This window comes from Alkalicoccobacillus plakortidis (assembly GCF_023703085.1).
Classification (GTDB): domain Bacteria; phylum Bacillota; class Bacilli; order Bacillales; family Bacillaceae_D; genus Alkalicoccobacillus; species Alkalicoccobacillus plakortidis.
Window position 1 is genome coordinate 18,301 of record NZ_JAMQJY010000001.1, and the last position, 11,564, is coordinate 29,864.

General features: G+C 40.9%; 15 protein-coding genes and 1 pseudogene. All 16 read left to right on the forward strand.

Annotation, left to right across the window (positions count from 1 at the left end; genetic code table 11):
• Positions 1-18: 18 nt before the first annotated feature.
• The 16 genes and pseudogenes from terS to NDM98_RS00225 all read left to right on the forward strand — a co-directional run bounded on the left by terS (position 19) and on the right by NDM98_RS00225 (position 11,536).
• On the forward strand, positions 19-888 hold the full coding sequence (terS, locus tag NDM98_RS00150; RefSeq protein ID WP_251602997.1) for a phage terminase small subunit: 870 nt from the start codon (positions 19-21) through the stop codon (positions 886-888).
• Positions 884-2,176 (forward strand): PBSX family phage terminase large subunit, encoded by a 1,293-nt coding sequence (locus tag NDM98_RS00155; protein WP_251608827.1) that lies wholly within the window; start codon positions 884-886, stop codon positions 2,174-2,176. The genes terS and NDM98_RS00155 overlap by 5 nt, the downstream gene beginning before the upstream one ends.
• 3 nt (positions 2,177-2,179) lie before the next feature.
• On the forward strand, positions 2,180-3,712 hold the full coding sequence (locus NDM98_RS00160; RefSeq protein ID WP_251603000.1) for a phage portal protein: 1,533 nt from the start codon (positions 2,180-2,182) through the stop codon (positions 3,710-3,712).
• On the forward strand, positions 3,705-4,625 hold the full coding sequence (locus tag NDM98_RS00165) for a phage minor head protein (protein ID WP_251603004.1): 921 nt from the start codon (positions 3,705-3,707) through the stop codon (positions 4,623-4,625). The genes NDM98_RS00160 and NDM98_RS00165 overlap by 8 nt, the downstream gene beginning before the upstream one ends.
• A gap of 25 nt (positions 4,626-4,650) precedes the next feature.
• Positions 4,651-5,748 carry an XkdF-like putative serine protease domain-containing protein gene (locus NDM98_RS00170; protein ID WP_251603007.1) on the forward strand — a complete coding sequence of 366 codons (1,098 nt, stop codon included), beginning with the start codon at positions 4,651-4,653 and terminating at the stop codon, positions 5,746-5,748.
• A gap of 30 nt (positions 5,749-5,778) precedes the next feature.
• Positions 5,779-6,711 (forward strand): phage major capsid protein, encoded by a 933-nt coding sequence (locus NDM98_RS00175; protein ID WP_251608830.1) that lies wholly within the window; start codon positions 5,779-5,781, stop codon positions 6,709-6,711.
• A gap of 3 nt (positions 6,712-6,714) precedes the next feature.
• The gene (locus NDM98_RS00180; protein ID WP_251603010.1) at positions 6,715-7,089 is read left to right on the forward strand and encodes a YqbF domain-containing protein; all 375 of its coding nucleotides are present in this window, start codon (positions 6,715-6,717) and stop codon (positions 7,087-7,089) included.
• The gene (gene yqbG, locus NDM98_RS00185) at positions 7,089-7,481 is read left to right on the forward strand and encodes a protein YqbG (protein ID WP_251603013.1); all 393 of its coding nucleotides are present in this window, start codon (positions 7,089-7,091) and stop codon (positions 7,479-7,481) included. Before NDM98_RS00180 ends, yqbG begins: the two co-directional genes overlap by 1 nt.
• Positions 7,478-7,831, forward strand: a complete 354-nt coding sequence (locus NDM98_RS00190; RefSeq protein WP_251603016.1) for a DUF3599 family protein — start codon at positions 7,478-7,480, stop codon at positions 7,829-7,831. The genes yqbG and NDM98_RS00190 overlap by 4 nt, the downstream gene beginning before the upstream one ends.
• Complete coding sequence (locus NDM98_RS00195) at positions 7,828-8,340, forward strand: HK97 gp10 family phage protein (protein ID WP_251603019.1); 513 nt, start codon at positions 7,828-7,830, stop codon at positions 8,338-8,340. Before NDM98_RS00190 ends, NDM98_RS00195 begins: the two co-directional genes overlap by 4 nt.
• A gap of 11 nt (positions 8,341-8,351) precedes the next feature.
• Complete coding sequence (locus NDM98_RS00200; RefSeq protein WP_251603022.1) at positions 8,352-8,810, forward strand: phage portal protein; 459 nt, start codon at positions 8,352-8,354, stop codon at positions 8,808-8,810.
• A complete protein-coding gene (locus tag NDM98_RS00205; protein ID WP_251603025.1) occupies positions 8,807-9,067 on the forward strand; it encodes a hypothetical protein in 261 nt (86 codons plus the stop codon). The genes NDM98_RS00200 and NDM98_RS00205 overlap by 4 nt, the downstream gene beginning before the upstream one ends.
• Positions 9,025-9,180, forward strand: a complete 156-nt coding sequence (locus NDM98_RS00210; protein WP_251608832.1) for a YqzN/YkzM domain-containing protein — start codon at positions 9,025-9,027, stop codon at positions 9,178-9,180. The genes NDM98_RS00205 and NDM98_RS00210 overlap by 43 nt, the downstream gene beginning before the upstream one ends.
• Positions 9,177-10,524 (forward strand): annotated as a pseudogene (locus tag NDM98_RS00215) (phage tail sheath family protein). Before NDM98_RS00210 ends, NDM98_RS00215 begins: the two are co-directional and overlap by 4 nt.
• A 3-nt stretch (positions 10,525-10,527) precedes the next feature.
• Positions 10,528-10,971, forward strand: a complete 444-nt coding sequence (locus NDM98_RS00220; RefSeq protein WP_251603028.1) for a phage tail tube protein — start codon at positions 10,528-10,530, stop codon at positions 10,969-10,971.
• 88 nt (positions 10,972-11,059) lie between these two features.
• Complete coding sequence (locus NDM98_RS00225) at positions 11,060-11,536, forward strand: phage tail assembly chaperone (RefSeq protein WP_251603031.1); 477 nt, start codon at positions 11,060-11,062, stop codon at positions 11,534-11,536.
• Positions 11,537-11,564: the final 28 nt, after the last annotated feature.

The following is an 11,564-nucleotide window of genomic DNA, read 5'->3' on the forward strand; positions in this document are numbered from 1 at the left end:
GGGTGGGTGATGATGTAGATGGCTAGAGGCAGAAGTCCTAAGAGAGATGAAGCGCTTCGGCTTTGGCTAGACAGTAGTGGTCAAGCGAAATTAGTAGACATTGCTGAGCAAGTCGGGGTATCTGCTTCCCAGATAAGAAAGTGGAAAAATCAAGACGATTGGGAAGGTGTTCTCAATGGTAACGTAACTAATGAAACCAATGGTAACGTTACTAAACGTGGAGCGCCACAAGGTAATAAAAATGCGGTAGGTAATGAGGGAGGAGCACCGCAGGGCAACCGTAATGCTGCAGGTAACATAGGTGGCTTTGCTCCTTTAGGTAATAAGAACGCACGCACCACAGGTGAATATGAGTCAATTCTTTTCGATGAGTTAGATGATAAAGAAAAAGAATTGTTTTATGTGGTCGATGCTTCCCCCTATGCTCAGATAGATGAAAACATTCGTGTCTTAACCATAAGGGAAAAGAGGATGCTTCAACGTATTAAGCTTGCTACGGAAGGTCTTAATGAAAAAGAAATCCGTGTCTTGAAGCAACGAAGGAACGTGAAGCAATCTGTTGAGTTTGAGGACCCTAACACTTATAAGAAAACAAAGAGAATTGTTGATGGTTATAAGATGGTTCCTGTTGAAGAAGAAACGACGCAATTTAGAAAGATTGATGACATCCTAAAACTTGAGGATGCTCTTTCTCGTGTCCAAACACTTAAACAAAAGGCAATTAAGCAGTACTTTGAAATGACACATGTGTTTGATCACAAGCAGCACATTGATACTGAGAGACTAGCGCTTGATAAGAAGAAGGCTCAGAAAGAAAAAGATATCAATGAGTCCTTAAAGATAACGATTAAGCGTAAAGAAGCACGTGCAGGTGAGACAAATGATTGAAAAAGAAGTCAATCCACACTTTGAGGATTTCCTTTTCGATTGGAATCAGAAGTTCATGTTTCTTGTAGGTGGCTATGGATCTTCTAAGAGTTATCATGTGGGATTGAAAGTTATTCTAAAGCTCCTTGATGAGAAACGGACAGCACTTGTTGTTAGGGAAGTCTATGACACTCATAGGGACTCAACCTTTGCTCTGCTAGAGGAAATCGTCGAGAGCATGGATTTATCAGATTATATTAAATTCGTTAGTTCTCCTATGCAGGTTAGGTTTCCTAATGGAAGTAAGATCATTTTCAAAGGGATGGACAAGCCTGCTAAATTAAAATCAATCAACAACGTTTCTCTCATATGGGTTGAAGAAGGTTCTGAACTCAAGTACGCAGGCTATAAAGAGTTAATTGGACGATTAAGACATCCTGCTTTAAAGCTTCACATGATTGCTTCAACCAACCCGATAGGCAAGAACAACTGGACGTATAAACATTTCTTTAAAGACGAGCGCAATAAAAGAATTGTGATTGATGATGAAGAACTGTATGAGAATCGGTCCATGGTTGTCGGGAATACCTTATATCATCATTCCACAGCTGAGGATAATCTATTTTTACCAAGAGATTATATTCACCAGTTGGAAGAATTAAAAGAGTATGATCCAGACCTCTACCGCATTGCGCGTTTAGGTCGTTTTGGTGTGAACGGGGTTCGTGTCTTACCTCAGTTTGAGACAGCTCCTCACATGGAAGTAATGAAAAACATTGCAGCTATTAACCGTCCATTAAAACGAGTGGGGATGGACTTTGGTTTTGAAGAATCCTATAACGCGGTTGTGCGGCTAGCTGTCGATCATGAGAAAAGCATCCTATATATCTATTGGGAGTACTATAAAAATCAACAAACGGATGATTTTACTGCTGAGGATTTAGATGAATTTAGAGAGACACAGGAATTGATCAAAGCGGATTCGGCTGAGCCTAAGACGATCAAGTACTTTAGACAGCAACATTTCAACATGAGAGGTTCAAAGAAGTTCCCTGGCTCTCGTCTGCAGTACACAAAGAAGGTCAAGCGCTTTAAGAAGATCATCTGCTCTGATCGATGCGAGAACACCATTTATGAGTTGAAGGATCTGACCTATGCTAAGAATAAATTGGGAGAGATCATCTTGGATGAATTTGAAATTGATCCACACACCCTCTCAGCTATTTGGTACGCGTTAGATGATTATGAAGTGGCTGACCTTAAAGAGAAGCTTAAGGAACGCCAGCGACCGAATCCAGTAAGGAGGTAATGTATGAGTCAACCGAAAGTAAATGCAAGAGTTGTCAAAGCTGATACAGGTGAAAGTGCATCTAGTAAACAAATCCATCCTGACACATTCGGCGATCATTATGGTGAATTAATTCTTGAACCCCCTATAAATATGCAGGAGCTCAAGGACATTGCAGAATACTCTACGATTCTTCAGCAATGTATTGATGCCTACAAAACCAATATAGTGGGCTTTGGTTTCCATCCTGAATATACGTTTGATTTCAATGCTAAATCTGTTGAACAACCACAAAAGACGCAAGCTGAATCAGAATGGGTTAGGTTAGAGGAATTTGTGAAGTACTTCAGCTTAGATGAAGGACCTGAAACGGTCTTTGGCTATATGATTGAGGATCGCGAAAAAACAGGGAATGGATACCTTGAAGTCATTAGAAATGGCAGTGATGAGCCTGATGAGCTGAGCTATATGGACGCTCTTTACACGAGAGTTTGCAAAAAGACTGAACCAGTAGATGTTGAAACATTGATCACACGTAACGGAAATCCTGAAAAAGTAACAAGGCGACGTACATTTCGTCGCTATGCTCAGAGGATCAGTAATAAAACCATCTATTTTAAAGAATATGGTGATCCTCGAATCATGGATAGTCGCACCGGTGAGTTTGGAGACAATGTACCTGATACCTACCTAGCTAATGAAGTTATTCATTTTAAGATTGGGAGTGCAGCATACGGTAAACCCCGTTGGCTAGGACATTTATTAAATGCATATGGAGCAAGAAAAGCAGAAGAGTTGAACTATATGTATTTCAAAAATGGCCGTCATATGCCTGCAGCCATCATGGTTCAAAACGGAATGCTTTCTGAAGAATCGTATACACAAATGGAGAGTTATCTCAAAGATATGCAGGGCATTGAACAAGCACATAAATTTCTATTGCTTGAGGTTCAAGGGATGGAGACGGAGAATGACACGGGTGAAGAGAAACTATCAAATGTGAAAATTGACATTAAGAGTCTTGCTGAAATGGTGCAACAAGATGCTTTATTTCTTGAATACGATGCTACTCACCGTAGTAAGATGCGAAGTGCTTTCAGGCTTCCACCTTTATATACAGGTGAAGCGGATGAATATAACAAGGCTACAGCTGATACAGCTCGTAAAATCACTGAGGAACAAGTATTTCAGCCTGAGCGTTCTACCATTGCAGGAAAGATGAACACCTTGATTCTTCCGGATCTTGAAATGAACCTTGTACGATTAACGATGAGGGGACCTGATTTTAGGGACCCACTTGAAATAGCTAAGGTACTTACTCCGTTTGTAAATGCACAGGCTACTTCGCCAAATGATTTAAGAGATACCTTGGGCAAGGTACTTGGCAAGACGCTTGAAGAATGGCCAGAAGAAATATTCAATCGACCGATGAACAAGACCTCATCAGCTGCTGATCCGTTTAACATTCTTAAATCCAAAGAACCTGGTCATCAAGTTCAACTGGTGACCATCTTAAAAGATTTGAGAGATATTTTGGTGGATAAGAAAGATGTCTAAAGTTGATGAGCTTATTCACAGTATCAACAGCTTTATACGCAAAGAAGCTGATGGTGAGAATTCTCTTATTGATACGCTTCCTGATTTTGAAGGCAAAGAAAAAGTTGAAGATATGGTTGAAAACTTTGAAACCATTATTGCCCGGCTTCTTAGGAAACAACGTAAGTTTATTTTGGATAGTGTTAAGGCCTTTATTGCTAAAGACGATGCCGAAGTATTGGAGAACCTACTTACTTACTTGAGGGAACAGATATTCATAGAGGATTCATTCGCTACGGAATTGAGTCAAGAAGCAGTTGAATTCTTTAATCTATCGGTAACTGATTTTGCTTCAGTCATCATGGGTACAATTGATCAAGATATTCCGCTTGAGGTGCTTTCCAATCGAACGGTCACATGGATTGAAGAGTGGTCAGAACAACTGGGAGAGCTTATGAAGAATACGGCTCATGAAGCGGTTGAGAAGATACTTGTTAATGGAATCAGTGAGGGTCATGGCATTGCAAAGATAGAACTTGAATTATCTAAACTTCCTCAGTTCTCCAGAGAACGGGCTAGAGCGACGGCTATTACAGAAGTGCTAACTGCTTCCTCTGTGGCTCAACAGGAAAGCTATAGTCAATCTCCTGCAGTAACAGGTAAGCGATGGAAACATAGCGGTGCTAAGTACAGCAAGCCACGTGAGAATCATATGATGCTTGATGGAACGGTCGTTGGTGTTGATGATTATTTTGTTATCCCTGACAGTAACGAGCTTGCCCAGTATCCAAGAGATGTGAGCTTAAGCCCTAAAGAGAGAATAAACTGTCATTGCACGTCTGGTCCTGAAGTGGATCAGGCTATTTTGGGTTTAAGCAAAGAAGAAAAAGAAGAAATAAGACGTCAGGCTCTTGCTGATCTTGGTGTCATTTAATTCTTGAAGGGAGGTGAAATGAAAAATGGCTAGAGAGTTAACGAATGCACAAATTACGCATGTTTCCCTAGTGAACAAGGGAGCGAATGGAAAGAAGTTTGCCATCATGAAGTCAGACAAGCAACCTGATTTCAATAAAGAGGTTAAGATCGTTAAGTCCAATGAGGAACAGCAACTGGTCACTGGTGTTGTCTATGAACCGGATGTGCTTGATGCTCACGAGGATTACATGACGGCAACGGAGATTGAAAAAGCAGCTCATCAATTCCTTTCTGATTACCGCAACATTGATAAGCAGCATGATTTTGCTTCTAGCGTTGGTGAAGTCGTCGAGTCTTGGATTGCTAAGACTGATATGAAGCTTGGTGATGACGATATCACAGCTGGTACGTGGGTGATGACGGTCAAAGTCTCTGACGCTGATAGCTTGGAATCTATTAAAAATGGTGATGTCACAGGATTTAGCATGGTTGGTCTAGCGGAAACCATTGAAAAGAGCGAGGATGCATCTTCAACCATCGATAAAACTGAAAAAGGTCTCATGCAAGTTATTAAAAATTTCTTTCTTGGAGAACCGATCCAAAAAGGAATTGTGCGTGAAAACTACAAGCGGAATCAGAAAAGTCGTAACTTGTGGGCTGCATGGGACGCTTTAGATAGTGAGTATTATGATTCTCGTTGGGAGAACAGAACGGCAGATGTAACTGATTTTGCAAGGTTAAAAGAAGCGGCAACAGATTTTCTTGAGCTTGTTAGTGAGATTGAGACACAAGCTGACGTGCAGAAAGCACTAAATGAAAAACCTAATAAGGAGGAAGACGATTTGAAACCAGAAGATATTACAGCAGCGGTTGAGAAGGCAGTTAAGCCTTTAAATGATCGTATTGATGCATTTGAGAAGCAACAGGAGCAAGAAGGCCCTAATGAGCCAGAGGGTGGGGATGATAATCCTAACGAAGAGCTTGCAGATACAGTAATGAAAGCTGTTGAAAAAGCCATCGAGCCTGTTTCTGAACGTCTCACCAAGCTTGAAAAAGCACGTGGCATCTCTAAGCAAGATGATACAGACGGAGATGGCCAACAAGAACAAATCAAAAAATCAGTATGGGATAACTTACTTTAATCAGTAGAAGGGAGCACTTATATGTCAAGAATGAGTAATCAACAAATCATTGAGAAGGCAACAATGACACTGGCTTCTCTCCAAACGGGTGGACTTATGAATCCAACCCAAGCAAGTAAATTTATTAGAATGCTTCAAGAAACACCAACCATTTTAAAAGATTCTCGGGTTATTCCAATGGACCATGATACACAAAAGATTGAGAAGATCGGTTTTGGTCAACGAATCCTTCGCCCTGGTCAGGAAGATGTAGCATTGACCAAAGAACAAAGAGCTGTACCGACAACGAGTACAGTTAATCTAAATGCAAAAGAAGTCATTGCTGAAATCAATATCACTTATGACACGCTTGAAAACAATATCGAAGGTCAAAGCTTAAAAGATACTCTCATGCAACAAATTGTAGAACGTGCTGCGGTTGATATTGAAGAATTACTGGTTAATGGGGATAAGGACTCGAATGACCCATTCCTTGCTCAGATCAACGGTATGCGTAAGAATACAAAGTCGCACATTGTAGATGCAGAATTACAGCCAATTAGCCGTGGGTTATTCAAGCGTGGTTATAAAGCCATTCCTGCTAAATACATTCGTGTACCACAAGACTATCGTTTCTATACTTCACCAGGTAACCAAATTGAATGGATGGATAGTGTTGCTGATCGTCAAACAGGTCTAGGAGATTCTGCTGTTCAAGGTGGTCGTTCTTCTGCATTTGGTGTGCCGGTTACAGGTATTGCGAATATGCAGCCTTACGAGCATAGCGATGGTGAGACTGATGTATCAGAGATCATCTTGACTCATCCTAAAAACATCATCACTGGTTTCTCTCGTAACATTCGTATTGAAGTCGACAAGGACATTCGCGCTCGTAAGTTCATCATCGTTCTAACTGCTAAGCTAGACAGTGTTTACGAGGAAGAGGATGCTGTTTCTAAAATCATTAACGTGAAGGAGATGTAATGAATGTACAAAGTCACGTTAAAGCCTAAAAAAGGGAAGTCCTATGACGTTGGAGGGACGATTTTTAAAGCAGCCGTTCCTCGCACGGTGTCAGAAAAACTAGGTGAGTACCTTAAGAATAATGATTCATTTGAGGTTGTTCAGCAGCTGGGTGAATCTGAGGACGATTTCGTTAATCATGAGGTTATTGAACCTGAGGAGCAAGAGAAGCTAGCTAAGATTTATTCTGAGAAAGAGCTCGAGAAATTAAGCAAAAGCGAGCAAGAGGATATAATTTTTATGCTTGCCGGTGATGCTTCTACTGTTAAAAACGGACCAGAGCGAATTGCTCTTATCTTGCAACTGCAGGAGGAAGTCACAAAACCGGAGGGAGAATAATGCTGATTACTCCAAGCGATGTGAAAGCATACACTACTTTCAAAAAAGTAAAGAATCGTCCTGAACCTCAATTAGAGATGGACATCTTAGAAGCGACAACTGAAGCGGAGCGATATGTTGGTCATGACTTTAGTGATACTGACATATATGATCCGCTTCCAACTAAGGTCAGACTAGCTCTCCTGAAGCTGGCTCAATTTTATGCCTTGATCAATTCAGATGAATCTATAGCAAAAGGATATAAATCCGAGAAATTCGAGAATTATTCATACACTCTTGCTGATGGTGAATCTGTTCGTAAGCCTGATGTATCCGTTCTGCTTAGAGATTATGTTGTGTTACCTGTTCCTAAAGAGACAGGCAACGTCAAGATGAGGATGAGACCTTTATGAGTTTTGAGGATATGTTGAACGATGAGTGTGATATTTACCGTTTAGAGTCAACTAGCTCAGGTTCCATGTATAATGTGCCTTCTCATCATAATCAAGTGAAGCATGGCTATCCGGCTAAGCCAATTGCGGAGGCGATCCCTTGTCACTTTGAAGAACAGAATCAAAACATTGTTCAAGGCGACCCTGCCAATGCGTTCTCACAGGTTATGCGGATAACGTTTCTCTCAGATGCGGATATCCAGATGCATGATGCGGTTGAATGGGAAGGGACAAGGTACATTCTACAAAAGCCTAAGAATGTTCGTGACCATCACCAAATTGTTATTGGCATAAGGAGTGAAAACCTTTGAGATTTGAGGGGTTAGATCAATTGCGTAAGCAACTAAGCGATGCAACCAAAACAGGTAGCGGAAGCTTAAGAAACGAAATGGCACTATGGCTTGAGGGGATCGGAATGGATTTCATTGATGTTGTTCAAGATGAAATCATCCGAACTCGTACCGTAGATACAAGCAGACTCCTTAATTCCTTTGGTAAAGGGGATGGAGACAATGTTTGGAATTTAACAAAGGGCTCTCTTACATTAGAGATAGGATCGAACGTCGAATATGCTTCTTTTGTTAATGATGGTCACTTTACCGTTGATCTGAAGAGTGGCAAAGATCGTCGTTGGGTACCAGGACGATGGAAGGGAAGCCGCTTTGAGTATGACCCTACTTCTAAAGAGGGCATGTTGTTAAAAGTGAAATGGGTTGATGGCTCAAACTACTGGGATAATGCTAAGTTTATCTATGAGCGAATGTTTGAAAAAGATTTAGAGATAAAGCTGAACCAGTGGATGAATACAAAATTTACATGAGGTGACCTGCTATGAGTGAAATTAAAATTCACCCTGAAGTTGCCTCGATTGGCAGCTACTTATACCAGCTGCATTCAGTAAGTGTATTTTGGCAGGAAAGCAAAGAAGGATTCGGTGAGAAAGCACTATATGTTCAACAACCAACCACCTTTGATGCGCCAGATACGCTTACTTCATTTAAAAAATCATACAATCTCAGTGTAAAAGTGTTTGACGTGGATTCTAGCACAGCATTTTACCATGCTGAACGCCTTGCTGATGAGGTTCGTATGAAAAGGGGTATTATTCCCCTAATCACTCCTGAGGGCGATGAAACGGGCGATTATGTGAGAATTAACCGTATAGAAGCCCGTAAGTCTGAGATAGGTGCAGCCATCCTTCAACTCACTTGGGATAGCCGCTACTTGTATGAGCGTGCTGAGTATGTGGCGTTAGAGGATGTTCAGTTTATAAGTGAGGTGAGAGAATGAGCAAGAAAGCTGAAGAGATAAAAGATAGCGAACCAAAAGAAAAGGTTTCGCAGACCCAAAAGACTAAAGAAAAAGTGTACGATAGTCCTTTTGCGGTTACTAAAAACCAAGTAGATTTAGAGGTAACCAAAGACATTCCGGTTAAAGAGAAGATTGTAAAAGCGAAGGTCGAACCAGTCATCGCACAGGCAAGACAGCAGAATCTTCTTTTTATATTTATGAGCTTAGAGAGCACAGTCGACAAATTTTTGGCGTAAGGCCAGAGATTCTAGATGGTGCTCTTTTTGATTACCCCGAAACACAAATTACTAAATCAGAAGCTGAAAAGCGCATTCGTGCGTTTATGGCTCAGGAGGTCAAAAAACTATGAATGGTGGAACGTTCACTGAAGGTATTGAAAAGCAACGTGCTGGTATTTATTTTAATTTCAAGACACGAGCACAGCAAAGAGTTGGGCTTGGTATTCGTGGAATTGTGGCGTTGCCAGTTCTGCTTAGTTGGGGAGAAGCAAAGAAGTTTATTCCTATCTCAAGCGTAGAAGATCTGAACAAGCGCATTGGTTTGAATGTTGATGATAAATCCTTGCTGCTATATCGTGAAGCTGCTAAAAAAGCATCTACGGTTCTTCTCTATCGCTTAAATGCAGGGGAGAAGGCAAGAGCTCAATTGGGTGAGAATCTCCGTGTTTCAGCTAAGTATGGCGGAGAGAAAGGAAATGAAATCTCTGTCCGTATCTCTGAAAACGTACTAGAAGCTGACAAACGCGATGTTTTAACATTTGTTGGAACAGATGAAGTGGATCGTCAGACGGTTTCTAACTCTGAGGAACTTATAAACAATGCGTATATTGAGTTTGACGGAGAAGGCCAAATGGAACCAACTGCAGGTACATTCCTGTTAGGTGGTGAGAATGGTTCAGCCAATGTTGCAGACTACACTGCTTTTCTTGAAGCGGCTGAAAATGAGTATTTCGATACCATCGCATTACCTGTAAATGAAAATGAGCAGCTGAAAGCAACGTTCATTGCTTTTGTGAAACGTTTGCGTGATCGTCAAGGAGTTAAAATCCAAGGTGTTATAGCAAACGGACGTGGTGATCATGAAGGAATTATTAACGTGACTGAGGGTGTTGTCCTTGAAGACGGCACAGAAGTTACGCCTGATCTTGCCACGGCGTGGGTTGCAGGTGCTTCGGCTTGGAGCTACGTTCAACCAGTCTTTAACCTTTGTTGAATACGAGGGAGCGGTAGATGTTATCAATCGCTTAGAGAATGATGCAATTGTTGATCGAATGAATAAAGGTGAATTCTTATTTACTTACGATCCACGTGATAAGACGGTCACAGTTGAGAAAGACATCAACTCACTGACAAGCTTCACTTCTGATAAGAATAAGAAATTCAGCAAGAACAAGATTGTTCGAGTGTTAGATGCGATCAACAACGATCTGACCCGTGAGATTAAAACGTTGATTAAGAACCGAAAAGAAGCCGGGAATGACATTCCTGCTTCAGATGATGGCATTCAACTTGTCATGACATTAATTACTCAGTACATGACAGCTCTCCAAGATGGAGGCGGTATTACAAACTTTGATTCTGAAACAGACATCACTATTGCTCTGAATGAGGATAAAGATGGTTTCCTAATCAACTTAGCTGCAGAACCCGTGGACGCAGCAGAAAAATTCTATTTCAGTGTGGGGGTGAGATAACCTATGTTTAAAGGACAAAATACGATCAGTGGTAAAGAGGGGCGTTTATTCCTTGATGGAGTAGAAATGGCGCATATTAAAACTTTTGAAGCTAATGTGGAAAAGAATAAAAACGAAGTAAGCATCATGGGTCGTCGCATGACGACTCATAAAACAACTGGAGCAACTGGTACTGGAACTGCTACTTTCTACAAAGTAACATCCAAATTCGTTTTGCTTATGCGTGACTATGTGAAAAAAGGTGAAGATCCTTATTTTACTATTCAAGCAGTGCTTGATGATAAAGCTTCAGGTCGTGGCGTTGAACGTGTGACGCTCTTTGATGTGAACTTCGACAGTGCTAAGATTGCAGGTCTTGATGTTGATTCAGAATCTCTTGAGGAAGAAGCACCATTTACATTCGAGGACTTTGATGTACCTTCTCGTTTAAGTGATTCATTTAACTAATAAAAAGCAATACGAGTAGACACCTTCAAAGATGAGGGTGTCTATTTTTATTTAAAACTAAACCCACATACAAAGGAGCCCATTAACCATGAGCGAAAACAAAACAAACCAAGAAGAAGTAAAAGAAGAATCACACGAAGAGCAAATCCAAGACTTATCTATTTTTCTTCCAGGCAAGGTAGAGGAAGCGGAAGAGGTCAAAGTCCTAATTAGCAAGCGATTTACGAAAGATGGAAAGATTGTGCCTTTCATCTTCAAACCTATCTCGACTGATCGTGTAGATGAATTAGAGAAAGATAATACAACGTATAAAAATGTACGTGGCACTGGTCGTGTTCGTAACTTTGATAACCAACGTTTTATGCAACGTATTGCTGTAGAGTCCACTGTCTTTCCAGACTTCACATCAGAGAAACTCCGTAAAGCGTACAAAACCGAAGATCCTGTTGAAGTAGCACGTAAGATTTTAAGTGTAGCTGGAGAATTCTCGAAATGGTTGGAAGAAACGCAACGTGTCAATGGATTCTTAGAAGAAGATGATCTTGAGGAACTGGCAAAAAACTAATTACAGGTGGGGATCTCTCGCCGGCTAG